The following is a 25,044-nucleotide window of genomic DNA, read 5'->3' on the forward strand; positions in this document are numbered from 1 at the left end:
ACGATGTTCGAGCGAATCCTGCTGCCGACGGACGGGGCCGACTCGATGGACGTGGTCGTGCGGACCGCGGCCGACATCGCCGACCGACGCGACGCCGTGGTCCACGTGCTCTACGTCATCGACGACCGGGCGTTCCTCACCCTCGACGACGGGATGAAAGACGACGTGCTCGCGGAGTTGACCGGCGAAGGGGAGGTCGCGACCGACCGGGCGGCGACCCGACTCCGGGAGGCGGGGATCGAGGTCACAACCGGGATCAGACAGGGCGACCCGGCCGACGAGATCATCTCCTCGGTGGAGGCGGCCGACATCGACCTCGTCGCGATGGGAACCCGCCGCGGCGATTACTCGAACAGTATGATGGGGAGCGTCTCCCAGGAGGTCGTCGCCCGCGCGCCCGTCCCGGTGCTGACGGTGAACCTCACAGAGGAGGAGTGACACGGGGCGGCGGGGAGTTGTCGGCCGGCGCTTACGGACCTGAGCCGTGGGCCCCGTGTTACTCCTCGGGGTCGAAGTCGAGGGCGACGGAGTTGATACAGTAGCGCTTTCCGGTAGGCTCGGGACCGTCGTCGAAGACGTGTCCCAGGTGGCCGCCGCAGGCGCGACACACCACCTCGATACGGGACATCCCGTGTCGGGTGTCGGTCTCGGTCTCGACGGCGTCCGCGTTGGCGTCGTAAAAGGAGGGCCACCCCGACCCGGAGTCGAACTTGACGTCGCTGTCGAACAGTTCGGCCCCGCAGCCGGCACACCGGAAGGTGCCGTCCTCCTTCACGTCGAGATACTCGCCGCTGAACTTCGGTTCCGTCCCCCGGTTCCGGAGAATCTCGTACTCCTCGTCGGTGAGGCGTTCGCGCCACTCCGTCTCCGAGTCGGGCAGGTCGTCGGACTGGGATGGTTCGGTCGCCATACCCGTCCTTAGGACCGGAGCGTCAAGAACCCCTTCCCGCAACCGGTGCCCCGACCTAACGTATACCCGGGCGTCAACAGCCACGGGTCTCCACGCCGGACACCGGCCCGTCGGTGGGTTCGTACGTCGACTCGCCGACCGAGTCGGCGAACATCGGCAGCGACAGCCGGTAGTCGAACAGGATCACGAACGAGTCCCAGACCGCGTTCGCGGAGACACCCTCCGGGACGCGCTCGACCAGCACCCCGGTGCGCAGTCGGACGACCTCCGCGTCGAGTGCCACGCCGCTGGCCGCCAGTCCCAGCGCGCTCGGCGGCGACGGGTCGGTGAACAGCGAGGTGTGGATCGTGAGATCGATGTGGGGGTTGCCGTCGCCGATCGTGAGGTTCCGGCCGCCGTCCGGGAGACACCGCCGGTCGTCCGCGGCCGCGTCGGCCGTCCCGGCGTCGGACTGTGCCCGAACCGGGACCGATGCGGGGACGACGGCGGCCAGCACCAACGCACAGACCAGCGCGACGGCGGCGACACGGAGCGGACGGCTCCCGGAGTCGGACCCACGGCGCATACCCCGAGTAGCGTGGTCCCCGGATTAAGTTTCGTGGCTCGGTTCTCAGCCGTGATACCGACCGACGATCCGCTATCGGAACCGGAACGTCTCGAGGTTCTTCGGCGAGAACGTCCGGAGGTTGTGATCGTGGTACAGCCCCGAGGAGAGGTCCTGGACCGCCCGTTCGTCGCCGTGAACGCAGAGCACCTTCTCCGGGCGGGGCCGCATCGTCCGCACGAAGTTCTCCAGCCCCTGGCGGTCGGCGTGCCCCGAGAAGCCGTCGAGGGTCTCGACGCCGAGTTCGAGGTCGACGGTCTCGGCGGCGCCCTCGCCGCCGACGTCGATCTCGGTCCGGCCGGCCTGGATGCGCCCACCGCGAGTCCCGCGTGGCTGGTGCTCGACGAAGACCAGACGGGAGTCGGGGTCGTCGCCGAGATGCCGCAGCCACGACACGATCGGCCCGCCGGTGACGGTCCCGGAGGGGGCGAGAACGACCGCGGGGCCGTCGGCCGCGAGGTCGGCCCGCCCGTCGTCGCCGCCCTCGACGCGCTCGAAGGCCGGCGCGAGGAAGGGGTTGTCGTCCGTGTCGAGAACGCGGTCCGCGAGGTCGTCCCGGAGGAACTCCGGGTAGGTGGTATGCACCGCGGTCGCTTCCCAGATCATCCCGTCGAGGTAGACCGGAAGCTCGGGGATCGACCCCTCGCGCATCGCCTCCTCTAAGACGAGCATCAGTTCCTGCGGCCGCCCGACCGCGGCGGTCGGGATCAGGACCGTCCCGCCGCGGTCGTGGGTCGCCGAGATCAGATCCGTCAGCTTCCGCTCGGAGTCGCCCCAGTCGGTCTGGTAGTCGTTGCGGCCGCCGTAGGTCGATTCCATCACCAGCGTCTCGACGCGCGGGAAGTCGTTCACCGCGCCGTCGAACAGCCGGGTGTCGCCGTACCGGACGTCGCCGGAGAACGCCACGTTGTAGAGGCCCTCGCCGATGTGGAAGTGCGCCACCGCGCTCCCGAGGATGTGGCCCGCGTCGTGGAGGGTCAGCTTGATGTCGGGCGCGATGTCGGTCACGTCGCCGTACTCCAGGGGGATCGTGTGTTTGATCGCCGCCCGGACCCGCTCGGAACCGTACGGTGGGGCCCGCCCCTCGCTTTCCGCGCGGTCGAGGGAGTCGAGCTGGAGCAGGCCCATCAGGTCCCGGGTCGGCTCGGTGGTGTAGACCGGCCCGTCGTAGCCGCGGTCGAAAAGCACCGGGAGATACGCCGAGTGATCCAAGTGAGCGTGGGTCAGCACGACGGCGTCGATGGAGTTCGCACCCGCACCCAGCGCTTCGGGGATCTCGAGGTGGGGCCCCTCGCCGGTACCGGGGTCGTCGCCGCAGTCGACCAACACGCGCGTCTCGGCGGTCGAGAGGACGAACGACGTCCGGCCGACCTCGCGGCACCCGCCGAGGGAGGTGATCCGGACCCACTCGTCGTTTGAGAGCTCCTCGCGGTGGATCTGCCGGCCGATGCGTTCGAGAATCTGCCGACGGTCGTCGCGTTCGTTCTTGAGGAAGTCCCGGACGTTCGAGACCGTCGCGGACTCGATCGGCGGCGTCCGGACGACCTCGGGGGTCCACCCCACGGCGGCGGTGATCTTCTGGAGGGTCGCGCCGCGGTTGCCGATCACCATTCCGGGGTTGTCGGCCTCGATGACCACCTCGCCGGTGTTCTCGTGGAAGTAGAGGTCGGTGACGCCGGCGTCGTCGGGGACGATGTCGTGGATCCGCGCTCTGGCCTCCTCGATCGGTGCCAGCGCGGTCGGATCGGGCCGGACGGTGATCCGCTTTCGGAGCTTCCCCGCGAGGTCGCGGATCAGGTCGCCGTTCCGGGCGAACCGCTTGGGATCCCGGGTGTAGATGACCAGTTCCGGGCCCTCGTAGGTGACGTCCGAGACCGAAATGTCGGGCGGCAGCTCCGCCGTGATCTCTGCTTGCAGATCTTCGAGTTGCGTGTCTACTGAACTCATACCTTGGAGCGATCCGCCGGGGTCGCCGCCGACGGACGGTTGATCGGGGTCCCCGGCGCCCGGAGCGGCCCCGACTGTCCGGAGGCGTCGTCGACACGGTCGAACGGCGGTGGTGTATGCGAAGCCATCGGCGTGGTGCCTCGCGACTGTCTCCGGTAGTCCGGGGGTCGGAGCGGTAGGGAGAACCCGCTTGTCCCGAGATATTGGGCGGATATTTAAAAAGGTTCGTAAAACCGAAGCCGCTGGGCACCGACGGCGTGGTATGGATTTCACCCCGGAGCGAGTCAGGAGCGAGGCCCGATGGGTCGCGGATCGTGCGGACGTCGTCGTTCCGCTGATCAACGATACCCGGGACCGCCTGGGCGAGGCGTTCGACACGACCGTCGATCCGGTTGAGCCGGGCGCCTACCGCGAGGCGGTCGCGACGACGTTCGCCGATGGCGACGTCGCTGTCAACGTCGCGGCGTACGTCGGCCTGCTCCGCGATCTCGACGTCGACGGCGACTACCCCGGGTTCGTGGTCGACGAGGTGCTGGGGCGAGAACTCGCCGCCGCGATCGCGGGTGGAACGCCGTTGTCGCTGCTCGCGCAGGCGACGTTCCACTACGCCGACGTGACGACGCACCCGCCGGAGGAGGGCGCGAACGGCTCCGGGGGCGACGCCGAGGCCGGGGCCGGCATCGACGACCTCGACGCGGCGCTGGCGGCGGGCTTTCAGACCAGACTGCCGGGGTGGGCGTGGCGGGAGACCGAGAGCCCCTTCGAGGTCGACCCCGCCGATATCGTGGAGTGAGCGCGCCGGCCTCGAACGCGGGCATCAGGGGATTTAAGACCGCTGTGGGGTTCCGATTGGATAATGACTGACGACCAGGAACTCGGGATCACCGAGTCGAAGGAATACGACACCGGCGAGTGGTACGCGGAGGTCGTCCGGAAGGCGAACCTCGCGAGCTACGCGCCGGAGGGGATGAGCGGGTTCATCGTCACGCGCCCCCGGGCGTACGAGGTGTGGGAGCGGATCCAGGCCCACCTCGACGGGCTGTTCAAGGACACCGGGGTCCGGAACGCCTACTTCCCGCTTTTCATCCCGGAGAGCTACCTCGAACGCGAGAAGGACATCGTCGAGGGGTTCGACCCCGAGGTCGCGTGGGTCGAACGCGCCGGCAACGACGAATTAGAGGAGCCGCTCGCGGTCCGGCCGACCTCCGAGTCGATCATCACCCCCTACATCTCCCAGTGGGTCCGAAGCCACCGCGACCTCCCGTTGCGGGTGAACCAGTGGGCATCGGTCGTCCGGTGGGAGGCCACCGAGACGAAACCGTTCTTCCGGACGAAGGAGTTCCTCTGGCAGGAGGGCCACACCGCCCACGCCACCCGCGAGGACGCGTGGGCGGAGACGACGCGCCGACTCGACCAGTACGAGGCCACCTACGAGGACCTGCTCGCGATGCCGGTGCTCCGCGGCGCCAAGCCCGAACACGACAAGTTCCCCGGCGCGGACACGACCACGACCGTCGAGGCGCTGATGCCCGACGGGAAATCCGTCCAGGGTGCGACCTCGCATTACCTGGGGACCTCCTTCGCGGAGGCGTTCGACATCACCTACACCGACGAAGACGAGGAATCACAACTGGCCCACACCACCTCCTGGGGGCTGTCGTGGCGCGCGATCGGCGCGCTGATCATGACCCACTCCGACGAACAGGGGCTGGTGTTGCCGCCCGCGCTGGCGCCCGAACAGGTCGTGATCGTCCCGATCTGGCAGGCCGACACCAGAGACGAGGTGCTTTCGTACGCCGAGGGGATCGAGGCGGACCTCACGGAGGCGGGGATCCGGGTCGAACTCGACGACCGCGACGAACGCAACCCCGGATTCAAGTTCAACGAGTGGGAGCTGAAGGGCGTCCCGCTCCGGATGGAGGTCGGCCCCAACGAGACCGCGGACGGAAGCGTCACCGTCGTCCACCGCCCCGACGGCGAGTCCACCGAGGTCGATCGCGAGGGGATCGCCGCGACGGTCGAAGACCACTTCGACGAGGTGTACGCCAAGCTCTACGCCGCCGCCGAGGAGAACCTCGAATCGAACGTCCGGGAGGCGGCGGACCGCGCGGGGATCCTGGGAACGCTCGGCCAACACGGCGGCTACGTCAAGGCCCCGTGGTGCGGCGAGGAGGCCTGTGAAACCGAGATCAAAGACCAGATCGCCGCGGAGATCGTGATGGTGCCGCTGGACGACCCCGACGCCGAAGTCCACCACGGCGAGGAGTGTGCGGTCTGTGGCGAGGACGCTACCGAGACCGCGTACTACGCGAAGTCGTACTAATCATCAGACGCGGATCACACCGTTTTCAACCGTGAGAACGTTCCCACAACGCTTTACAGCGGCGATGGCGTATGGCGACCAATGCCGATGTTATCGGATCTCCTAAGCGATGTCGTGTCGGACGTCGAAGCGGTGTTGCTCTTCTCCCCCAGTAGTTCTCACTACCGGCAGTTTGCCGACGCGGATCTCGACGAGGACCTGATCGTGGTCGCCCCGGAGAACGCCACAGACGCCGAGATCTACGTCGAACTCCCCTTAGAGTTCGACAACGTCAGGGACCGCATCCGGTTCGGCATCGAGGGGGCCTTAGAGCGCGGCCTCGTCGAGACCGAGGACGCCGTCGCCTGCAGCGTCCGGGTGTTCGGAGGCGAATCCGACGGCGTCGTCCGGGTCCGGGTCACCGAGTCGATGCGGTCGGGGATCTACGACCTCTTCGCGAACTCCCGGGCCGAGCCCGGCGTCATCCGGGACGTCTTCGAGGTTGCGATCGAGTTGGGCAAGAAGGGACAGAAGGGGAAACCCGTCGGCGCGCTGTTCGTCGTCGGCGACGCCGGGAAGGTGATGAACAAATCGCGGCCCCTCTCGTACAACCCCTTCGAGAAGTCCCACGTTCACGTGGGCGACCCGATCGTGAACGTGATGCTCAAGGAGTTCTCGCGGCTCGACGGCGCGTTCGTGATCTCGGATTCGGGGAAGATTGCGAGCGCGTACCGGTACTTAGAGCCCGCCGCGGAGGGCGTCGACATCCCGAAGGGACTGGGCGCGCGGCACATGGCCGGCGCGGCAATCACCCGCGACACCAACGCCACCGCGATCGTGCTTTCCGAGTCGGACGGCCTCGTCCGGGCGTTCAAGGGCGGTGAACTCATCCTGGAGATCGATCCGGAGGAGTACTGATGACCGGAACGGTCGCGGCGGCGGGGAGCCACGGCACAGCGGTCGGGGTCGCCGACTCGATCGATCCGGGCCTCCGGAGCGGGCGGGTCGGACAGATCGACACCGGTCCGCTCGCCGACCTGTTCGACGCGGTTCCGCGGGCCGTCTGGCTCGGCGCGATCGTCGCCGTCGCCGGCGTGATCCTCGCGGTCCTCCTCGGCGTACTCACGAGACGGCTCCTCGTCAGGTTCGGCGTTCCCGACGCCGTCGAGGGGACGGCCTTCGAGCGGACCGCCCGGGAGTTCGGCAGCTCGACCGTCGACGTGCTCGGCTCGCTGGTCCGGCTGTTCGTCCTCGGCGTCACCTTTCTCGGGATTCTCGCTGTCGGCGACGTGACCGTCGCTTCGGGGTTCTGGGGCCGCACCGTCCAGTTCTTACCGCAACTGTTCTTCGCTTTGGTCATCCTCATTGTGGGGGTTGTCGTCGGCGACAAGCTACAGATCGTGATCAGCGAGCGGCTCACCGGCATCAAACTCCCCGAGATCGGCGTGTTCCCCCGGCTCGCGAAGTTCACGGTGTTTTACGTGGCGGTCCTGATCGCGCTCTCGCAACTCGGCGTCGCCACGCTCGCGTTGGTGGTGCTGCTCGCAGGCTACATCCTCGCGATAGTGTTCCTCGGGGGGCTCGCGCTCTCGGACTTACTGAAATCGGCCGCCGCTGGGTCGTACCTCCTGTTGGAGCAGCCCTACGCGATCGGCGACGAGATCGAGATCGGGAACCACCGGGGGATCGTCCAGGAAGTGACCCTGTTCGTCACCCACATCGAGCGCGACGGCGAGGAGTTCGTCGTCCCGAACAGCGCCGTCTTCGAGACGGGCGTGATCCGGATCCGGGAGTGATCAGCGGTCGGCGGCGTCGGGGTCGTCCGGCGGCGACCCGTCCGGTCCCGCCTCGGCCGACGCGGGGTCGTCGCCGCCCATCTCCTTTGCCGGGACGCCGGCGACGGTCGCGCCGGCGGGCACGTCCCGGGTCACGAGGGAGTCCGCCGCCACCTGCGCGTCGGCGCCGATCCTGACGCCCGGGAGGATCACGGCCTTCGCGCCGATCATCGCGCGGTCGCCGACGACCACCTCGCCCGTCCGGTACTCGTCCTGCAGGAACTCGTGACACAGGATCACCGAGTCGTAGCCCACGATGACGTCGTCGCCGAGCGTGATCAGTTCGGGCCAGAAGACGTCCGGAGTCGCCTCCAGCCCCCACGATACCCCGTCGCCGACGGTCGCGCCGAGCCGGCGGAGCACCCAACTTCGAACGCGGAGCGACGGCGCGATCCGGGCGATCCACACCAGGAGGTAGTTCAGCGTCACCCGCCACACCGGCTTGACGTCGGTCCAGTACCGCAGCGAGTTCCGCCGCCCCGGGGTCGGGTGGCGCTGCACGCGGCCGTGTCTCCCGCCGTCGGAGCTGTCGTCGATTCCGCCGTTTGCCGGGCCCTCGCCCCCGTCGTCGTCGCTCACGGCTCTATGTTCTCGCCCGGCGGATAAAATACCGCCCGGCCGCGGATCGATCCGGTGTCGTCCACAATCCCGGCTCCCCGGAGTTCCGTTCGCCGGTTCACTCCCCGCGCAGGGCGTCCATGTGCTCGATCCGCCGCTCGACGAGGTCGGGCTTGCCGACGTCGTGGCGGACCCGGAGGCCGTCGCCGGCGGCCGCGAGGGCGTCGTCCGCCCGCGTCTCCGCCTCGGCGATCGAGTCGGCGACGCCGACCACCGCGAACGACCGGGAGGTGGTGGTGTAGAGGCCGTCCTCGCGTTCGTCGACGCTTGCGTAGAACAGCAGCGCCTCGCCGACGCTATCCTCGTCGACGGCAATTTTCGCCCCCGAGGAGGGGTCCGTCGGATACCCCTCCGGGACGGCGTACTTGCAGACGGTCGCCTTGCCCGCGAACTCCAGTCGGGGGAGGTCCTCGCCGTCGCGGGCGGCGGTCACGACGTCGAGGAACGAGGTTTCGAGGACGGGAAGCGTGTTCATCGCCTCGGGGTCGCCGAAGCGGGCGTTGAATTCGACCACTTTCGGCCCGTCGGCGGTGAGCATGAACTGCCCGTAGAGGACCCCCTTGTATTCGGGGAGGGCGTCGACGGTCGCTTCGAGGATGTCGACGGCGTCGGCGTAGTCGCCGGCGGTCATAAACGGGAGTTCGGGCGCCGCGTCGCTGTAGCTTCCCATCCCGCCGGTGTTGGGTCCCTCGTCGCCCTCGTAGGCGCGTTTGTGGTCCTGGACGGCGGGCGTCGGCCGCACCTCGCCGTTCGCGACGAACGCCTGGACGGTGAACTCCTCGCCGACCAGCCGTTCCTCCAAGACCACCCGGCCGTAGTCGCTGTCGCGGAGGTACGCCTTCGCTTCTTGCCGTGTGACCTGGTCGCCGATCACGCGGACGCCCTTCCCGCCGGTGAGCCCCGCGGGCTTGACCGCGAGGTCGCCGTCGTAGTCGTCGATGTAGTCGCAGGCCGCGTCCATATCGTCGAAGACAGCGAAGTCCGGACACCCCGGGATCGACTCCGACCGCATGAACTCCCGCTGGAACGCCTTGTCGGTCTCGATGCGGGCGGCCTCGCTGCCGGGGCCGAAGGTGTACACCCCGGCGTCGTCGAGCGCGTCGGCGAGGCCGACTTCGAGGGCGGCCTCCGGGCCGATCACCGCCAGGTCGGCGCCGACGTCGGTCGCGTACGCCACGACCTCGTCGACGGCCGTCTCCTCGACCGTCCCGAACCCCGCCGCGAGCCCCGCGATCCCCGGATTGCGGTTGCTGGCACACGCGTACACCTCACACGCCGGGTCGGCCGCGAGCGCCCGGGCGATCGCGTGTTCGCGTCCGCCGCCGCCGACGAGCACTACCGTCTCGGACTCACTCATACCCGGAACGCACTCCCAACGCAGCCTAAAGCTTGCCGTTCGGCCGAGGGGACGACAGCGTCGCCGACCGCCGCGCTCAGCCGGCTGTTTTTCAGTACTGCCGACGTACCGGAGGTATGGACGATCCACTGTCGCGGAACCGGCTGGACGAGGAGGCCAGTCCCTATCTCCGTCAGCACGCCGACAACCCGGTCCACTGGCAGCCGTGGGACGACGCCGCGCTGGCTGCGGCGCGGGAGACCGACCGCCCGATCTTCCTCTCGGTGGGCTACGCCGCGTGTCACTGGTGTCACGTGATGGCCGAGGAGAGCTTCGCGGACGAGGAGGTCGCGGCGGTGCTCAACGACTCGTTCGTCCCGATCAAGGTCGACCGCGAGGAGCGGCCGGACCTCGATCGGGTCTATCAGACCATCTGCGGGCTGGTGACCGGCGGCGGCGGGTGGCCGCTGTCGGTGTGGCTCACGCCGGAGGGGAAACCGTTCTACGTCGGGACCTACTTCCCGAAGACCGAGGATCCCAAGCGCGGGAACGTCCCGGGCTTCCTCGACGTTTGCCGGTCGTTCGCGGCGTCGTGGGAGTCCGATCGGGAGGAGATCGAGAACAGAGCGGGCCAGTGGACCGACGCGCTCCGCGACCGGCTGGAGTCGACGCCGACGAGCGGGGGCAAGACGGCGGATACCGACGGCGATGCCGACGGTTCCGAGGATGTCGGCGCCGACATTCTGGGGAACGTCGCGACCGCCGCGATCCGGGCGACCGACCGCGAACACGGCGGGTTCGGCTCCGGCGGCCCGAAGTTCCCCCAGCCGTGGCGGATCGACGCTCTGCTCCGGGCGTCGGCGGCGACCGACAGCGACGACGCGCTCCCCGCGGCGACGGCGTCGTTGGACGCGATGGCCGCCGGCGGCGTCTACGACCAGATCGGCGGGGGGTTCCACCGGTACGCCACCGACCGGGAGTGGACGGTCCCCCACTTCGAGAAGATGCTCTACGACAACGGCGAACTGCTCGCGCTCTACGCCGCGGCGTACCGGCGGACCGGCCGGGACCGATACGCGCGGATTATGCGCGAGACCGCCAACTTCCTCCGCCGGGAACTCCGCCACGCCGAGGGCGGCCTCTTCAGCACCCTCGACGCCCAAAGCGAGGGCGAGGAGGGGAAGTTCTACGTCTGGACGCCCGAGGCGGTCGACACCGCGATCGACGACGACCGCACCGCCGCGATCGCGAAAGACCGGTTCGGGGTGATCGACGCCGGCAACTTCGAGGGGAAGACGGTGCTCACGGTGTCGGCATCGATTCCGAGTCTGGCCGACGATTACGACTGCCCGGAATCGGAGATCATCGAGCGGCTCGACGACGCCCGCGCGGCGCTGTTCGCGGCCCGGAGCGAACGGGTTCGACCCGCCCGCGACGAGAAGATCCTCGCGTCGTGGAACGGGCTCGCGATCCGGGGCCTCGCCAGGGCGGGGCTCGTGCTCGGCGACGACGACCAGGTCGAACTCGCCGCGGATGCCCTGTCGTTCGTACGGGAGCACCTCTGGGATCCCGAAACCAAGCGGCTCTCCCGGCGGTACAAGGGCGGCGACGTGAAGGGGACCGGCTACCTCGACGACCACGCGTTCCTGGCGCGCGGGGCCCTCGAGCTGTACGGCGCTACCGGCGACGTCGACCACCTCGCCTTCGCCATCGAACTCGCGGAGACGATCGTCGGGGCGTTCTACGACGCCGGGGCACGGACGCTGTATCTGACTCCCGAAGACGGTGAGGCGCTCGTCACCCGGCCGCAGGAACTCCAGGACCAGTCGACGCCGTCGAGCGCGGGCGTCGCGGCGTCGCTCCTCCTGGATCTGGACGCCTTTTCGCCGTCCTCGGAGTTTGCGGACGTCGCCGACGCGGTCCTCGACACTCACGCCGACCGGATCCGCGGCCGGCCGCTCGAACACACCTCGCTGGGGCTTGCGGCCCACAAGCGGGCGCACGGATCGACCGAGGTCGTGGTGACGACCGACAGCGACGGTGCCGGCTTCCCGGAGTCGATCCGGGCGTCGCTGGCGTCGACCTACGTCCCCGACGCGGTCCTCGCGCCGCGGCCGCCGACCGAGGCGGGACTCGACGTCTGGCTCGACACGCTCGGGCTCGACGAGGCGCCGCCGATCTGGCGCGGGCGGACCGAGCGCGACGACGAACCCACAGTCTACGTCTGCGAGGGCCGTGCGTGTTTGCCGCCGTCGCACTCGGTCCCGGACGCGCTATCGTGGTTCGAGAGCGGGGAGGGGCCCTCCGCGGACGGATCGGCGGGCAGCGGGGGCGACCTCGACGTGGACGATCTCCCGTTCGATTCGGATTGACTCCGAGTGACCGAGGCCGAGGAGTTCAGACCGCCGGCGCTACTCGCCGAGCCGCTCGGCCAAGTACACCGCGATCGGGGTGCGCTCCGCCTCGACGAACCGGGCGACCTCCTCGCCGTCGCGTTCGACCACGACGGTCGGGATCAGTTCGATCCCGTACTCCTCGACGAGCGGGCCGGTCTTGCTCCCGCCGGCGTCCTTCTCGACGGGGTAGTGGTGAACCCGGTCATCGGGGACGCCCGCGGCGTCGAGCGCGGCCCCGAAGTCCGGCAGTTGGCCGCGGCAGTCGCCACACCAGTCGCCGCCCCACACGCGGAAGACGAGGCCCTCATCCGAGAGCGCTTCGACGACGTCCTCGTAGGCGTCCGCGCTCCAGGCGGGGTTCGGCCGCATCGTCTCCAATCGTCCCGCCGTCGCTTCGGTTCCGGTGTCTGAGTCGGACATACCCGGTTGTACGCCGTCACCGGGCGTAAACCCCGCGGTGGCGGCGCGGAGGGGTTCGTGAGGAACGTTCGCCGTCGGGCGGGGCAAACCGGGCCATACGACGACTTCCGTGTGGAACGCCGCCGACGGCCCGACCGGACCGCGTCACTCGACGGGGTCGCCGTGGGACTCCCGGAGTTCGACCTTGCGGATCTTTCCGGTCGAGGTCTCGGGCAAGTCGTCGACGAACTCGACGACAGTCGGACATTTGAAGTGCGCGAGGTTGTCGCGGGCGAACTCGATGACGCCCTCCTCGGTGAGGTCGGCGCCGGCGGCGGGCACGACGATCGCTTTCGGCGTCTCGCCCCACTTCTCGTGGGGGACGCCGATCACGGCGACCCGCTCGATTTCGGGGTGGTCGTAGAGCGCGTCCTCGATTTCGACGCTCGAGATGTTCTCGCCGCCGCTGATGATGACGTCCTTCTTGCGGTCCTTGATCCCCACCATCCCGCGTTCGTCGATGGTGGCGAAGTCGCCGGTGTGGAACCACCCCTCGACCCGGCCGGAGAAGGCCTCCCGCGTCCGTTCGGGTTTGTTCCAGTAGCGGTCCATAACCTGGTTCCCGCGGACGACGATCTCGCCCATCGTCTCGTCGTCGGGCGGAACGTCCTCGCCGTCCTCGTCGACGACGCGCAGTTCGGTGCCGAGCATCGCGTGGCCCTGCCGGGTCTTGATCGTAAACCGGCCATCGCTTTCGATCCGCCGCGGCGAGTTGCTGGTCGTGATCAGCGGCCCCGTCTCGGTGAGGCCGTAGACGTGCAGGATGTCCCAGCCGAGTTCGTCCTCGACGGTCCGGATGGTGGCCTCGGGCGGGGGGCTTGCGGCGGTCGCGATCCTGACCGGCTTGTCGCCGGTCGCGGCGATATCGTGTGACTCGTAGAAGTCGATCATCCGGTTGAGCACCGTCGGCGCGCCACAGAGGTAGGTCACGTCGCGGCCGTGGATCCGCTCGAAGGCGCCTCCCGCATCGAAGTGGCGCTGGCAGATGTGCGTCCCGCCGACCCCGGTGATGACGTAGGGATACCCCCACCCGTTGACGTGGAACATCGGCAGCGTCCAGAGGTACGCGTCGTCGTCGGCGACCTCCGTGTGATGGGTGGTGATCAGCGCGTGCCAGTGTTCGGTGCGGTGGGTCCGGACCACGCCCTTGGGGTCGCCGGTGGTCCCGCTCGTGTAGTTGATCGTCGCGGGGTCGTCCTCGGAGATGTCGGGGCGCTCGACGGCCTCGGGGTCGGCCGCGGACAGGAGCGACTCGTAGTCGTGCCACTCGCCGTCGACGCGGTCGGCCGGGTTGGCGACGAACTCCTCGGCCGGGATCCGATCGCGGATCGTCTCGATCTTGTCGGCGTACTCGAAGTCGGCGACGACTGCCCGGGCCTCGCAGTCGCCGAGGATGTACTCGTAGTCCTCGGCGATGAGCCGATAGTTGAGGGGCGCAGAGACGGCCCCGAGGGCGTTGATCGCGAACAGCGTCTCCAGAAACCAGTGGGTGTTCGGCGAGAGCAGCGCCACGCGGTCGCCCGTCGAGATGCCGAGCTGGGAGAGCGCGGCGGCCGCGCGGTCGACACGTTCGCCGAACTCGGCGTAGGTGTACTCGGTGCCGTCGTGAGCGACGACGCCGACGGCGTCGCCGTAGACGTCGACTCCCCGATCGAGGAAGTCGAGTGTCGTCATCGGTCGGTGCATACTACGCCAAGAGGCAACTGTGACCCATAAAATTCTTCCGCAGGCTCTTACCGAGCTACTGAAACAACCATCGGGTTAGTGATATCGTCACGAGATGACGTGCAGGATATAGAGGGTGGAGTCATACCGTCGGCTATAGTCACGTGAAGGATTTCGACACCCCGGGGTGTCGAAAATCTTCACGTAGTTATAGCCAACAGTATCAGTACCAGCGAGTCAGTAATTTCACCCAGTCAGTTCTGAACCGGTCGCTGAGGTCTGAGACGGCCGGTTCCCGTTCTGATTCTCCCGCAAGCTTTTTTTCCATTATACTCACATAAAATAGGCAATGCGACTCAGCGCGCAACGAGAGATTCGAATCCTCCACGTCGACGAGGAGCCTTCGATTACTGATCTGACGGCAACCTTTCTCGAACGCGAGGACGATCAGTTCAGCGTTGAGACGGCCACCAGTGCTGATGAGGGACTGCAGCACCTCGGTGACCGCCCACCTGACTGCATTGTCTCGGATTACAATATGCCCGGTATGGATGGCCTGGAGTTCCTGCAGGCCGTTCGGGAGGACTACCCCGATCTTCCGTTCATACTGTTTACCGGGAAGGGAAGCGAGGAGGTCGCCAGCGACGCCATCTCCGCCGGCGTCACCGACTACCTCCAAAAGAAGAGCGGCACCGAACAGTACGAACTGCTCGCCAACCGGATCCGCAACGCCGTCGACGCACGACGCGAGTCCAAGCGTGCCGACAGACAGGAGCAACTGATGCGGTTGACGGAGTTCGCCGGCGATACCGGGGGATTCGAGATTGACGTTGATGCTGGGGATCTTCTACTGACTGACGGCACTCGCCGACTCGTCGGCTTACCCGAGGACGCTCACCTCTGTTTGGAAGAAGCGATCGAACTCTACCATCCGGACGATCAGGCGGATGTTCGACAGACCGTTACCCGAGCAGTCGAGACCGGCGAACAGACGCGTGGCACGTGGCGTCTCCAGACGCTGGACGACGACGAACGGCTCGTGGATGTGACTATAACGCCAACAACCGATGGCAACGACGTCACCACGCTTCGGGGTGCTGTCCACGATATCACTGAACGGAAAGAACGCGAACAGGAACTGTCGCTGTTTTTCGAGGAATCACCGCTCGGGGCGATTCAGTGGGACGAGGAGTTCCGGTTCGAACGGATGAACGACCGTGCCGAAGAGATACTCGGCTACAGTGAGGCGGAGCTACACGGCGAGCCGTGGGAACGGATCGTGGCCGACGACGACCGCGAACGGGTCGGTGACGCCGTGGAGAGTCTGCTTGATGCCGACGGCGGGCGCCGAGTAATCAACGACAACGTCCGGAAGGACGGCGAGACGCTGATCTGCGAGTGGCACAACCGCGCAGTGACTGATGCCGACGGAACCGTCGAGTCGGTCTTCTCGAAGTTTCAGGACGTCACCGAGCGCGAGCGGCGCAAACGAGAACTACAGGAGTACGAGACGGTTATCGAAGCACTCAGTGACGCGGTGTACGTAGTTGACGAAGACGGGCGGTTCAGGTACGTCAACGAGGAGTTCACGGAGTTAGTCGGCTACGACACGGAGACGATTATCGGAAACACGCCGTCGTTGATCAAAGACGGCAACTCCGTCGAACGGGCAGAGCACCACCTGGGTCGGTTGCTGTCGAGCGACGGGCCGGAGACGGTCACGTTCGAAGTAACGATACAGCCCCGTGCGGGTGACCCGATCGTCTGTGAGGATCATATGGGTGTCCTCCCGTACGATGGTGAGGAATTCGACGGGTCGGTCGGCGTGCTTCGGGACATCACCGAGCACAAGCAGTACGAACAGGAACTGGAGGCGCAGAACGAGCGCTTGGAGGAGTTCGCCAGTATCGTCAGCCACGACTTGCGGAACCCACTCGGCGTGGCCGAGGGCCATCTTGAACTGGCAGGAGGCGGTGATGAGAACGGCCACCTCGCCAAGGCAGTTGATGCGATCGAGCGGAGTCAGGCCCTCATCGACGACCTGCTGACGCTGGCACGAGAGGGCGATCAGGTAGATGAGAGCGAACCTGTTGATCTCGCAGAGGTGGCGAAGCAAAGCTGGCAGACCACGGAGACAGCCCACGCGACACTCAACGTTGACGAGTCAGAGATCATTGAGGCCGACCGGGGTCAGCTCCGAGAACTATTCGAGAACCTCTATCGGAATGCCGTGGAACACGGGGATGACGACGTTACTGTCCGCATCAATGCGATGGAGGATGGCTTCTACGTGGCAGATACGGGCTCTGGAATCCCTGCGAGCGCCCGAGACGAGATTTTCGAAGCCGGATATTCGACCGCAGACGATGGAACCGGGTTTGGCCTACGGATCGTCGAGCAGATTGCGAAGGCGCACGGCTGGGAGGTACGCGTGACCGAGAGCACGGAGGGCGGCGCTCGGTTTGACATCACCGGTGTAGAAAAGGTGAGTGACTGATGTGCGCCCCGTATGCAGCAACTGCCTCACCAACTACTCGGTCTCCGTCAGTAGCGCCGTGATCGATACGGGGCGTCTATACAGCACACCAGTGTGAACGAACTGGCGTACAACTGCGAGGCATAGAGAGATGTAACAGGCTCCATTGGGAGTTCAATTCTGGTTGTCATCCACACACGAAACGACTTTGTTTTTCCCGATGCTCCGGCAGAAATCAACGTATCAAGCAGGGCCGCACGAGCAGCGCGTGGCAGTCTGACCCCGGGTACCGGCGGTACACCGACTCATAGAACACGACGACTCCTTCAGCTATTCGCCACCACCTAACTTCGAAGATTCCGAACCGGTGAGTCCTGATATTGGGTGACCGGAATCCGAAGAACGCCGGGGCGTAAAACTTATTTGACTGTGTAAAAGACGTTTGACTGTAAAACGCGTTTTACGACAAACGCGTTTGACATAGTGATCACAAGGATGAGCGAACGAGTTCCCCGCGGTTCGACAGCACAACTCGCCGGTGGTCTGCTATTCGGTTTTGCAGCCCTCTTCTTAGCGCTTCTCTCACAAAGCCGTCCCTTCATCGCGGTCAGCGGCTACGCCCTCCTGGTCGTCACAGTTGGAGCCGGTCTCTTCGTCACCGGAGAGGAGGCCGTTGACCCGGCTCAAGGGGTCCACGCGTGGGCGGCCGGGGATACGACTCTCGCGCTGGTTGGCATCGCTTCAGGGATCGTGTTCCCGGGGCTCGTTCTTGCGGCGGGCGTGGGATACTTTACTTGGACGCCGCTGGCCGCCGGCGTCGCTTTCAGCGTGGCTGGTCTCTACACGGTCTACGGGGCCGTGGCGATAGGCCAGTGGCTCCGCACCCACCCGGTATGACTCATTTACTGTTGAGTCCGACTGGCGTTCGTCGGCTGTTCGGTCTCGCTGTCGTTCTTGGGGGGCTCGCGCTTGCAGGATTCACAGTCGTCGGTCGCCCCCTCGTCGGCGTGGGCGCGTACGGGCTTGCGATGATCGCTACCGCTGTCTCGCTGTTACGGACAGATTCCCCCGTTTTCGACGAGCGTGACGAGACGACATCGAAGGAGGCAGCCAGCCGGACGCTGACAGTCTTCGGCTTGGCGTCGGCAGTCGTGTTTCCGGCCCTGACTGTCGCATGGGGGCTCGATCTATTCGAATGGCAGCCGTGGAGTTCCGCGATTGCGCTGTTCGTTGCAGTGCTGTTCCTGACCTACGGCGCGTTCGTGGTTGTTATCGGTCAACGGAGGTGAGTACGGTGGAAAACTCACTTGAGAAGTTGCGGAAGCAACACAGCCTCACTCAGCGGGCCCTCGCAGACCAGGTGGAGGTGACCCGCCAGACCATAAACGCTATCGAACGGAATCGCTACGATCCATCGGCGGAGCTGATATTCAAACTCGCACACTTTTTCGAGTGTTCGGTCGAAGACGTCTTTCATCCAGATATGGGATTAGAGACGACCATCAGCGAAGTAGAGTAGATTGTGTGACGGTTGAACAGGGCAATATGGTTGCTGGAATCAGCACGAACACCGCGGTCGTGACAGCAGTAACGGTACTGACAGGAGTCTTCATCGGTTGGCTTGGCTACCGGATCCGATACCGTGGCGACGTTCATCTGATTGCCGGATATCGGGGCGGTGCACCCACCGACGCGGAGGCGCTCTCACGAGTAGTCGGCAGAGTAGTACTTGTCGTCGCCGCCGTTACTGTACTCGCTGGTCTGATATACCCGATGTTGATCATCAGTCCGAGTGCTGAGGTAACTTACTGGTCCGGATACACTGCGATCGTTCTCGTTCTCAGCGGGTACGCCGTTTTGACCAGCCGGCAGTATGCCGATGAGCTCTAATCGGTGATATTGATCCGATAGTTGATCCTTCTCCGCCTGTGACCGACTCGCGCGCTCTATCTTGCACAGCCACACCTCCCAACTCCAAAATAGATATCGGTGTTTCGCCGTCTTCGGTAAGAGCCCTTCCGCAAACCCGGACCCCGACCCCGGGGGGAGCACGGTCAGTACCCTCGTCTGACAGCTCGGCGACAAAATTGTTAATACCGGCAGTCCTCTCCCCCAAGAGGATGTCCACAGCCCATCTCGTTGCGGTCGGCTCCTCCCCGCTGGGGAAGACGGACCTGCCCGGCCGCGATCTGTTCTCGACCGCCTTGGCCGAGGCGTTCGAGGACCTGCCCGACCCGGCCGACGTCGTCGACGGACTGTACGTCGGCGCCCAGTCCGAACGCTACGAAAACCAGATCATGCAGGGGACGCTGCTGGCCGAGTGGGCCGGATTGCGGAACGTCCCCGCGGAGCGCGTCGAGGCGTGTGCGGCCGCCGGTGCGCTCGCACTCAAGAACGCCGTCCGGGACGTTCGGGCGGGCGTCCACGACGCCGTACTCGCGTGTGGCGTCGAGAAGATGACCGCTGGCGGGACCGAAGGGGCCACGAACGCGCTGGGCGCCGCCTTCGAGCGGGCCTTAGAGCAGCGCTCCGGGATCACCGCGCCCGCTACCTACGCCCTGCTCGCGCGGCGCTACCTTCACGAGACCGAGGCGACGGAACGGGATCTGGGTCGGATCGCGGTGAAGAACCACCGGAACGCGGCGGCCAACCCCCGGGCGATGTTCCAGCAGGCGGTCGACATCGAGACCGTGATGGACGCCCCGGAGGTCGCTCCGCCGCTGAAGCTGTACGACTGCGCGCCGGTGACCGACGGGGCTGCCGCCGTCGTCGTTGCGAACGACGAGGTGGCGGCCGACTTACAGCGCCGTTCCGACGCGGTCCGGGTTGCGGGGGTCGGGTCTGCGGCCAACAACCTCGCCGTCGCGGAACGCGACCTGACCTTCGTCGAGGGGGCCAACGTGGCCGCCTCGACCGCCTACGACGACGCCGGCGTGGACGCGGCCGACATCGACGTCGCCGAGGTCCACGACGCCTTCACCGTCTGTGAGGCACTCTTAGCCGAGGCCGCCGAGTTCGCCCCCAAGGGCTGTGGAATCGAGACCGTCGCGGAGCCCGCCGAGCGGTCGGCCGGCTGGACTGACGTCCGGATCAACACCAGCGGCGGGTTGAAGGCCCGCGGGCACCCGATCGGAGCGACCGGGCTGCTGCAGGCGGTCGAGGCCTACGAACAGCTCACCGGACGCGCCGGCGACCGACAGGTGGCCGCCCCCGAGACCGCACTGCTCATCAACGAGGGTGGCGTCGCCGACGCCCACACCGTGGCTCACGTCCTGACCGCACAATGACCGACGAGCGTAGTTCACCGACGAGGGATCCGGACGAGTCACCGACGGGGCCGCTCGCCCCGGACGACATCACCGCCGACTCGCCGTTCACCCTCCCCGGCTTCTTCGACGCGCTGGCCGAGGGCCGGCTGGTGGCCGCCCGGTGTACGGAGTGTGGAACACACCTGCTGCCGCCCCGGCCGGCGTGTTACGGCTGTGGGAGCCGCGCGGTCACGCTCGCAGATCAGCCCCGGACTGGCGAGGTGGTCTCGTACACCTCGGTCACCAAGCCCCCCTCGGCGTTCGAGGAGCTGGCGCCGATCACCGTCGCTGTGGTCGAACTCGACTCCTCGGCGCGGCTGACTGGTCGCGTGGACGCGCCGCTAGAGGACCTCGCCATCGGCGACCGCGTCGAACTACAGGTCCGGGATCCCCGGGCGGCCGGGATCGATCCGGACTTCGACCTGTCCTACGAGTCGGAGTGGCCCGTCCACGTCTTCGAGTTGATCTGACGCCCGTCGGCGGCTGGCAGTGCAAACTCACAGACCTCGAGTTATCACCCCCGAAACGCGTCTCCGTAGCCGACCCCTGTCCCCATCCGCTCGTATCGCCACCGTCAGCGTCGAACCGGGGGTTTCGCGGATACCGGCACGCCGGCGGGGACGCCGTCATCGTCTTGTGCGGGACCGACGAAGCGAGGGTGATGAAGGCCTCCGTCCTCGAAACGATCGGATCGCCGCTGGTCCGGGTGGCGTCGCCGCCCGGGGCGACGGTCGCCGCCAAGATCGAATCCAAGAACCCCGGGGGGTCGGCGAAGGACCGTCCCGCCCTGGCGATGGTCGAGGCCGCCGAACGGGACGGCGCCATCGAACCCGGCGACGCCCTCGTGGAGCCGACGAGCGGGAACACCGGAATCGGCCTCGCGGTCGTCGCCGCCGCCAAGGGCTACGACCTCACGGTGGTGATGCCGGAGTCCCAGTCGCCGGAGCGCCGGGAGGTGATGCGGGCGTACGGCGCCGACATCGAACTCGTTTCCGGCGACATCTCCGACGCGAAAGAGCGCGCCGACGAGATCGAACGTGAGGCGGGCGCCGTCCAGCTCCGGCAGTTCGAGAACCCCGAGAACCCGCGGGCGCACTACCTCACGACCGGGCCGGAGATCCTCGATCAGATCGGCGATCGCACCGTCGACGCCCTCGTGGCGGGCGTCGGCACCGGCGGCACGATCACGGGGATCGGGCGGCGGCTCCGCGAGGAGTTCCCCCGAATGGAGATCGTCGCGGTCGAGCCCGCGGAGAGCCCGGTCCTGTCGGGCGGCGAGCCCGGCGCCCACGACTTCCAGGGGATGGGACCCGGCTTCGTGAGCCCGAACCTCGATACGGACCTGCTGGACGACGTCGAGACCGTCACAATCGAGGCGGCGGAGGCGGAGTGCCGCCGACTCGCCCGCGAGGAGGGGCTTCTGGTCGGACAGTCCTCCGGCGCGTCGAACCTGGCGGCCAGGCGGGTGGCCGAGCGGCTGGCCGCCCCGGAGGCCGTCGACGGCGGCCCGGACACGAACGGATACGTTCTCCCCGACGAGCCCGGTGGGACGGTCGGCACGGATCCCGAAGCCGCCGACGAGGACCGCCCGCTCGTGATCACGGTCTACTGGGACGGCGGCGAGCGGTATATGTCGACCGGGCTGTTCGACTGACCGTGGGGCTCACGGCTCCCCTTCGGTGACGGACGCGACCGCATCGACCGCCGCAGCCCGGAGTCCCTCCGCGTCCGCGCCGGCGATGAGGTGGGCCGGGCAGTCGCAGTCGGAGGCGCCGAACCCCGAACCCGGCGTGGGGGCGTCCCCGGAGTCCGCCCCGACTGTCGATCGAAGTTGGCGGGACAGGTGACATTCGACGTCGGCCTCCGGCGCGGCGACGACCGAGTCCAGCGAGCTTTCGGGGTGGCTCCCGAGGTAATCGATATGCCAGTGTCGGACCGCGTGCGAACCCGCCGCGACCCGGCGGTGGCGGTCGACGCGGCCCAGCCCGCCGGAGCCGAACGCGCTGCCGACGTAAGCGTATGCGCCCGCCGGGAACTCGACGCCCCCGAGGGCTCCGACGTCGATCCGGGCCGGGGTATCGACGCGGAACACGAGGACGTACGTGCCCGGCGGCGCGTCGCCGGCACCGACTCCGAGAGGGTCGCTCCCGTCGGCGATGTCGTCAGGATCGAGTACGACGGCAGCCTCGCCCGCGCTCTCCGTCGGCATCGGTCAGGCGATCGATTCGGGTTGTTCGGACGCGGCGGCGACGAGCCGCTCGAACCGACCCGCGGCGTCGTCGTCGAGCGGGTAGATCTCGTGGTAGTCGTCGGGGTCACGGCCGCGGCCGCTGGCGACGCCGACGACCTTCGCGATCCGGTCGTAGTTGTCGCGAACCAGCGACCCGACGATTCCCGGCGTGCCCGCACGGTCGGCCAGTTCCTCGGCGGCCGATCGGCCGGCGTAGACGCGGCCCCGACGGTGATCGACCAGGAACATCGCGAACGGTGTCCCGCCGAACTGCGCGTCCAGGAACGCCTGGGCCGCCCCGTCGTACCACGAGATCGCGCCAATCCGATCGAGGGCCTCGAGGGTCCGCGCCGCCACCGAGCAGTACGGACACTCGCCGTCGTAGATCAGCACCGCGTCGTAGCCGTCCATACACGAAGCGAGGCGCTCGACGGGCAAAACCGTGCTGGCGGCCGCGGGACCGTAACCGTCAGGTCGGTACCGTCCCGAGAGAAGACAACAGTGGATCCGGACCTCCAGCCCGCCGCACTCGTCGACTGGCTCCGGGAGCGGCCGTACTACGCCGGACAGATCCGCGATCACCGCCGCGTCCCGGGCCGGGACGCCGAGACCGCCCCTGTCGACCTCGAATCCAGACTCGACGGCGCGCTGTCGGACCGGGGGATCGACGACCTCTACCGCCACCAGGCGGCCGCGATCGAGGCGGTCCGCGACGGCGACAACGTCGTGCTTGCGACGCCGACCGCGAGCGGCAAAAGTCTCGCGTACACGGTCCCGGCGTTCGAGCGCGCGATGGACCACGGCGGCCGGACGCTGTATCTCGGCCCCCAGAACGCCCTGATCGCGGACCAAGAGGAGACGCTCTCGGATCTCGCCCGGGGGCTCGGCTTCGGCAGTCGGGTGTCGGTCGCGGAGTACACCGGCCGGCTGTCGAAGTCGGAAAAGCGGGACGTCCGGGACCGACGGCCGACGGTCGTGCTCTCGAACCCGGATATGCTCCACTACGGGCTGTTGCCCCACGCCCACCGGCTGTGGGAGTGGCTCGCGAAATCGCTCGAGACGGTCGTGATCGACGAGATCCACGGCTACCGCGGCGTGTTCGGCAGCCACGTCGCGCTCGCTCTCCGCCGGCTCAACCGCGTCTGCGAGCGGTTCGGTAGCGACCCCCAGTACGTCTGCTGTTCGGCTACCATCGGCAACCCGGTCGAACACGCAGCGCGGGTCACCGGGAAGCATCCGGAAACGTTCCGGCTGGTCGACGAGGACACGAGCGCCGCGGGCGCGAAACACTGGCTGCTGTGGAACCCACCGGAGTACGACGGCGGCGACACCGCAGGCGCGAACGTTGCCGACGACACGCCGGGTGCGAACGACGGTACTCCCGGCGGCAACGCGGGCGAGGCGACCGGCGGGAGTGGCCGCCGGCGTTCCAGCCACGTCGAGACGAAGAACCTCTTCGTCGATCTGGTCGCCCGGGGCTTCCAGACGCTGGCGTTCACCCGCGCCCGGCAGACCGCCGAGCGGTACGCCACGGAGAGCGCCGCCGACCTCCGGGAGCGGGGCCACGGCGACGCCGCGGCGTCGGTGACGGCCTATCAGGGATCGCTCCGGAACGATAGGCGCAGAGAGATCGAGTCGGGACTCCACGACGGGTCGGTTCGCGGGGTGTGGTCGACGAACGCGCTGGAACTCGGCGTCGACGTCGGCGAACTCGACGCGGTGCTCATCGACGGCTACCCCGGCACCAGGATGTCGGCGTTCCAGCAGGCCGGCCGTGCGGGCCGCGGCGACGACGAGGCCCTCGTCATCCTCGTCGGCGGCGAGGACCAACTCGACCAGTACCTGCTCCGCAACCCCGAGGAGTTCTGGGCGGGCGAGCCCGAACGGGCGGTCTGCGATCCCGAGAACCCCGAACTCCTCCCCGACCACGTCGCCGCCGCGGCCGCCGAGAACTGGCTGAAGACGGGCGACAACGCCCATTTCGGGGAGTCGTTCCCCGATGTCGTCGCCGCGCTGACCGACGAGGGACGGCTCGACCGACGCGAGACCGACGCCGGCATCCGGTGGCTCCACGCCGGCGACGGCAGCCCCCAGCACGCGATGAGCCTCCGGACGATCGAGCGCCGCGAGGTCGACCTGCTGGACGACCGCTCGGGCGAGGTGATCTCGTCGCTGTCGTTCACGGATGCCCTCCGTGACGCCCACACGGGGGCGATCTACCACCACCAGGGCACTACCTACGAGGTCGTCGACCTCGACCTCGACCGGGACGTGGCCACCCTCCAGCCGACGTGGGCCGACTACTACACGCGGGTGCGCCACGACAAGACGATCACCGTCGAAGGGGATACGAAGACGAAGCCGCTCCCGGGACGACCCGACGTCGACGTTCGTCTCGCCGAGGTGACGATGCGGAAGCGGATCACGGGGTTCGAGCGGCGCGACCCGCGGCGCGGCGAGACCATCGGCCGCGAGACGCTGGACCTGCCGGAGACGACGCTGCGGACCACCGCCTTGTACTTCACCGTCCCGCCGGAGATCGAGGTCGCGATGCGGGATCTGGGCGGCGAGTACGGGTTCAACGGCGGGATCCACGCCGCCGAACACGGGGCGATCTCCCTGTTTCCGCTGTCGTTTCTGTGTGACCGCGGCGACATCGGCGGGCTGTCGACGCCGTATCACCCACACACCGAGCGGTCGACGATCTTCATCTACGACGGCTACCCCGGCGGCGTCGGGCTGACGAGGAGCGGCTACGACGAGATCGGGACGCTGCTGGCCCGAACCCGCCGGATGATCCGCGAGTGCGACTGCGCGGACGGCTGTCCGGCGTGCGTCCAGTCGCCGCACTGCGGAAACGCCAACGATCCGCTGTCGACCGATGAGGCGGTGCTGCTCTTGGACGCGCTGACCGACGACGACGGGGGCGGGTGCTGAGTTGAACCTGTCCCGCGCCCC

At 67.5% G+C, this 25,044-nt stretch carries 25 protein-coding genes; 15 read left to right on the forward strand and 10 right to left on the reverse strand.

The features are described from left to right. The first annotated feature begins 3 nt into the window (after positions 1–3). Complete coding sequence (locus tag H5V44_RS04675; RefSeq protein ID WP_185191935.1) at positions 4–438, forward strand: universal stress protein; 435 nt, start codon at positions 4–6, stop codon at positions 436–438. A gap of 58 nt (positions 439–496) precedes the next feature. Here the strand turns inward: H5V44_RS04675 and msrB are convergent, their stop codons facing one another. The 4 genes from msrB to H5V44_RS17765 form a co-directional block, all read right to left on the reverse strand. After that, entirely contained in the window at positions 497–910 is a 414-nt protein-coding gene (gene msrB, locus H5V44_RS04680) for a peptide-methionine (R)-S-oxide reductase MsrB (RefSeq protein ID WP_185191936.1), read from the reverse strand. Between the two features lie 73 nt (positions 911–983). Beyond that, positions 984–1,475 (reverse strand): DUF7332 family protein, encoded by a 492-nt coding sequence (locus H5V44_RS04685; RefSeq protein ID WP_185191937.1) that lies wholly within the window; start codon positions 1,473–1,475, stop codon positions 984–986. A 72-nt stretch (positions 1,476–1,547) separates the two neighbouring features. Then, positions 1,548–3,461 carry a beta-CASP ribonuclease aCPSF1 gene (locus tag H5V44_RS04690; RefSeq protein WP_185191938.1) on the reverse strand — a complete coding sequence of 638 codons (1,914 nt, stop codon included), beginning with the start codon at positions 3,459–3,461 and terminating at the stop codon, positions 1,548–1,550. Beyond that, the gene (locus H5V44_RS17765; protein ID WP_281381232.1) at positions 3,458–3,589 is read right to left on the reverse strand and encodes a hypothetical protein; all 132 of its coding nucleotides are present in this window, start codon (positions 3,587–3,589) and stop codon (positions 3,458–3,460) included. The genes H5V44_RS04690 and H5V44_RS17765 overlap by 4 nt, the downstream gene beginning before the upstream one ends. 134 nt (positions 3,590–3,723) lie before the next feature. Between H5V44_RS17765 and H5V44_RS04695 the strand changes: the two genes are divergently transcribed. The 4 genes from H5V44_RS04695 to H5V44_RS04710 all read left to right on the forward strand — a co-directional run bounded on the left by H5V44_RS04695 (position 3,724) and on the right by H5V44_RS04710 (position 7,559). Then, positions 3,724–4,254, forward strand: a complete 531-nt coding sequence (locus tag H5V44_RS04695; RefSeq protein ID WP_185191939.1) for a hypothetical protein — start codon at positions 3,724–3,726, stop codon at positions 4,252–4,254. 63 nt (positions 4,255–4,317) lie between these two features. Continuing rightward, entirely contained in the window at positions 4,318–5,784 is a 1,467-nt protein-coding gene (gene proS, locus H5V44_RS04700) for a proline--tRNA ligase (RefSeq protein ID WP_185191940.1), read from the forward strand. Positions 5,785–5,865: 81 nt separating this feature from the next. Next, complete coding sequence (gene dacZ, locus H5V44_RS04705) at positions 5,866–6,681, forward strand: diadenylate cyclase DacZ (protein WP_185191941.1); 816 nt, start codon at positions 5,866–5,868, stop codon at positions 6,679–6,681. Further along, a complete protein-coding gene (locus H5V44_RS04710; protein WP_185191942.1) occupies positions 6,681–7,559 on the forward strand; it encodes a mechanosensitive ion channel domain-containing protein in 879 nt (292 codons plus the stop codon). Before dacZ ends, H5V44_RS04710 begins: the two co-directional genes overlap by 1 nt. Here the strand turns inward: H5V44_RS04710 and H5V44_RS17770 are convergent, their stop codons facing one another. Next, positions 7,560–8,177 carry an acyltransferase gene (locus tag H5V44_RS17770; protein WP_394354500.1) on the reverse strand — a complete coding sequence of 206 codons (618 nt, stop codon included), beginning with the start codon at positions 8,175–8,177 and terminating at the stop codon, positions 7,560–7,562. Between the two features lie 97 nt (positions 8,178–8,274). Next, positions 8,275–9,573 carry a phosphoribosylamine--glycine ligase gene (purD, locus tag H5V44_RS04720; protein WP_185191943.1) on the reverse strand — a complete coding sequence of 433 codons (1,299 nt, stop codon included), beginning with the start codon at positions 9,571–9,573 and terminating at the stop codon, positions 8,275–8,277. A gap of 116 nt (positions 9,574–9,689) precedes the next feature. Here purD and H5V44_RS04725 point away from each other — a divergent pair, with 116 nt between their 5' ends. Then, positions 9,690–11,924, forward strand: coding sequence for a thioredoxin domain-containing protein (locus tag H5V44_RS04725; RefSeq protein WP_185191944.1), 2,235 nt, complete (start codon positions 9,690–9,692; stop codon positions 11,922–11,924). Positions 11,925–11,963: 39 nt separating this feature from the next. Here H5V44_RS04725 and H5V44_RS04730 read toward each other — a convergent pair whose 3' ends face one another. Together H5V44_RS04730 and H5V44_RS04735 are read right to left on the reverse strand one after the other, a co-directional pair. Next, positions 11,964–12,368 (reverse strand): thioredoxin family protein, encoded by a 405-nt coding sequence (locus H5V44_RS04730; RefSeq protein ID WP_185191945.1) that lies wholly within the window; start codon positions 12,366–12,368, stop codon positions 11,964–11,966. 144 nt (positions 12,369–12,512) lie between these two features. Beyond that, entirely contained in the window at positions 12,513–14,093 is a 1,581-nt protein-coding gene (locus H5V44_RS04735) for a long-chain-fatty-acid--CoA ligase (protein ID WP_185191946.1), read from the reverse strand. Between the two features lie 328 nt (positions 14,094–14,421). Between H5V44_RS04735 and H5V44_RS04740 the strand changes: the two genes are divergently transcribed. The 8 genes from H5V44_RS04740 to H5V44_RS04775 all read left to right on the forward strand — a co-directional run bounded on the left by H5V44_RS04740 (position 14,422) and on the right by H5V44_RS04775 (position 21,510). Continuing rightward, positions 14,422–16,569 (forward strand): PAS domain S-box protein, encoded by a 2,148-nt coding sequence (locus H5V44_RS04740; protein ID WP_185191947.1) that lies wholly within the window; start codon positions 14,422–14,424, stop codon positions 16,567–16,569. Between the two features lie 474 nt (positions 16,570–17,043). Beyond that, positions 17,044–17,445: a hypothetical protein gene (locus H5V44_RS04745; protein ID WP_185191948.1), complete on the forward strand. Its 402-nt coding sequence runs from the start codon at positions 17,044–17,046 to the stop codon at positions 17,443–17,445. Beyond that, the gene (locus H5V44_RS04750) at positions 17,442–17,837 is read left to right on the forward strand and encodes a DUF2178 domain-containing protein (RefSeq protein ID WP_185191949.1); all 396 of its coding nucleotides are present in this window, start codon (positions 17,442–17,444) and stop codon (positions 17,835–17,837) included. Before H5V44_RS04745 ends, H5V44_RS04750 begins: the two co-directional genes overlap by 4 nt. 5 nt (positions 17,838–17,842) lie before the next feature. Further along, a complete protein-coding gene (locus H5V44_RS17435) occupies positions 17,843–18,067 on the forward strand; it encodes a helix-turn-helix domain-containing protein (protein ID WP_185191950.1) in 225 nt (74 codons plus the stop codon). 5 nt (positions 18,068–18,072) lie between these two features. Next, the gene (locus H5V44_RS04760) at positions 18,073–18,438 is read left to right on the forward strand and encodes a DUF3784 domain-containing protein (RefSeq protein ID WP_343067680.1); all 366 of its coding nucleotides are present in this window, start codon (positions 18,073–18,075) and stop codon (positions 18,436–18,438) included. Positions 18,439–18,668: 230 nt separating this feature from the next. Then, a complete protein-coding gene (locus H5V44_RS04765) occupies positions 18,669–19,835 on the forward strand; it encodes a thiolase C-terminal domain-containing protein (protein WP_185191951.1) in 1,167 nt (388 codons plus the stop codon). Beyond that, positions 19,832–20,326, forward strand: a complete 495-nt coding sequence (locus H5V44_RS04770) for a Zn-ribbon domain-containing OB-fold protein (protein ID WP_185191952.1) — start codon at positions 19,832–19,834, stop codon at positions 20,324–20,326. Before H5V44_RS04765 ends, H5V44_RS04770 begins: the two co-directional genes overlap by 4 nt. Before the next feature lie 191 nt (positions 20,327–20,517). Then, a complete protein-coding gene (locus tag H5V44_RS04775) occupies positions 20,518–21,510 on the forward strand; it encodes a PLP-dependent cysteine synthase family protein (RefSeq protein ID WP_185191953.1) in 993 nt (330 codons plus the stop codon). A 9-nt stretch (positions 21,511–21,519) separates the two neighbouring features. Here H5V44_RS04775 and H5V44_RS04780 read toward each other — a convergent pair whose 3' ends face one another. Both H5V44_RS04780 and H5V44_RS04785 read right to left on the reverse strand, forming a co-directional pair. Next, complete coding sequence (locus tag H5V44_RS04780) at positions 21,520–22,065, reverse strand: GIY-YIG nuclease family protein (protein WP_185191954.1); 546 nt, start codon at positions 22,063–22,065, stop codon at positions 21,520–21,522. Between the two features lie 3 nt (positions 22,066–22,068). Beyond that, positions 22,069–22,497, reverse strand: coding sequence for a DCC1-like thiol-disulfide oxidoreductase family protein (locus H5V44_RS04785; RefSeq protein WP_185191955.1), 429 nt, complete (start codon positions 22,495–22,497; stop codon positions 22,069–22,071). A 90-nt stretch (positions 22,498–22,587) separates the two neighbouring features. Here H5V44_RS04785 and H5V44_RS04790 point away from each other — a divergent pair, with 90 nt between their 5' ends. Continuing rightward, on the forward strand, positions 22,588–25,023 hold the full coding sequence (locus tag H5V44_RS04790) for a DEAD/DEAH box helicase (RefSeq protein ID WP_185191956.1): 2,436 nt from the start codon (positions 22,588–22,590) through the stop codon (positions 25,021–25,023). The last annotated feature ends 21 nt before the right edge of the window (positions 25,024–25,044 follow it).

The sequence above is a fragment of the Halobellus ruber genome, from assembly GCF_014212355.1.
GTDB lineage: Archaea > Halobacteriota > Halobacteria > Halobacteriales > Haloferacaceae > Haloquadratum > Haloquadratum rubrum.

Bases quoted from the DNA above. Each gene is read 5' to 3' on its own strand.
- H5V44_RS04730 (WP_185191945.1), bottom strand. From the start codon at position 12,368: ATGTCCGACTCAGACACCGGAACCGAAGCGACGGCGGGACGATTGGAG.
- H5V44_RS04685 (WP_185191937.1), bottom strand. From the start codon at position 1,475: ATGCGCCGTGGGTCCGACTCCGGGAGCCGTCCGCTCCGTGTCGCCGCC.
- purD (WP_185191943.1), bottom strand. From the start codon at position 9,573: ATGAGTGAGTCCGAGACGGTAGTGCTCGTCGGCGGCGGCGGACGCGAA.
- proS (WP_185191940.1), top strand. From the start codon at position 4,318: ATGACTGACGACCAGGAACTCGGGATCACCGAGTCGAAGGAATACGAC.
- H5V44_RS17765 (WP_281381232.1), bottom strand. From the start codon at position 3,589: ATGGCTTCGCATACACCACCGCCGTTCGACCGTGTCGACGACGCCTCC.
- H5V44_RS04735 (WP_185191946.1), bottom strand. From the start codon at position 14,093: ATGCACCGACCGATGACGACACTCGACTTCCTCGATCGGGGAGTCGAC.
- H5V44_RS04740 (WP_185191947.1), top strand. From the start codon at position 14,422: ATGCGACTCAGCGCGCAACGAGAGATTCGAATCCTCCACGTCGACGAG.
- dacZ (WP_185191941.1), top strand. From the start codon at position 5,866: ATGCCGATGTTATCGGATCTCCTAAGCGATGTCGTGTCGGACGTCGAA.
- H5V44_RS04785 (WP_185191955.1), bottom strand. From the start codon at position 22,497: ATGGACGGCTACGACGCGGTGCTGATCTACGACGGCGAGTGTCCGTAC.
- H5V44_RS04690 (WP_185191938.1), bottom strand. From the start codon at position 3,461: ATGAGTTCAGTAGACACGCAACTCGAAGATCTGCAAGCAGAGATCACG.
- H5V44_RS04775 (WP_185191953.1), top strand. From the start codon at position 20,518: ATGAAGGCCTCCGTCCTCGAAACGATCGGATCGCCGCTGGTCCGGGTG.
- H5V44_RS04675 (WP_185191935.1), top strand. From the start codon at position 4: ATGTTCGAGCGAATCCTGCTGCCGACGGACGGGGCCGACTCGATGGAC.
- H5V44_RS04745 (WP_185191948.1), top strand. From the start codon at position 17,044: ATGAGCGAACGAGTTCCCCGCGGTTCGACAGCACAACTCGCCGGTGGT.
- H5V44_RS04765 (WP_185191951.1), top strand. From the start codon at position 18,669: ATGTCCACAGCCCATCTCGTTGCGGTCGGCTCCTCCCCGCTGGGGAAG.
- msrB (WP_185191936.1), bottom strand. From the start codon at position 910: ATGGCGACCGAACCATCCCAGTCCGACGACCTGCCCGACTCGGAGACG.
- H5V44_RS04770 (WP_185191952.1), top strand. From the start codon at position 19,832: ATGACCGACGAGCGTAGTTCACCGACGAGGGATCCGGACGAGTCACCG.
- H5V44_RS04725 (WP_185191944.1), top strand. From the start codon at position 9,690: ATGGACGATCCACTGTCGCGGAACCGGCTGGACGAGGAGGCCAGTCCC.
- H5V44_RS04780 (WP_185191954.1), bottom strand. From the start codon at position 22,065: ATGCCGACGGAGAGCGCGGGCGAGGCTGCCGTCGTACTCGATCCTGAC.
- H5V44_RS04710 (WP_185191942.1), top strand. From the start codon at position 6,681: ATGACCGGAACGGTCGCGGCGGCGGGGAGCCACGGCACAGCGGTCGGG.
- H5V44_RS04695 (WP_185191939.1), top strand. From the start codon at position 3,724: ATGGATTTCACCCCGGAGCGAGTCAGGAGCGAGGCCCGATGGGTCGCG.
- H5V44_RS04750 (WP_185191949.1), top strand. From the start codon at position 17,442: ATGACTCATTTACTGTTGAGTCCGACTGGCGTTCGTCGGCTGTTCGGT.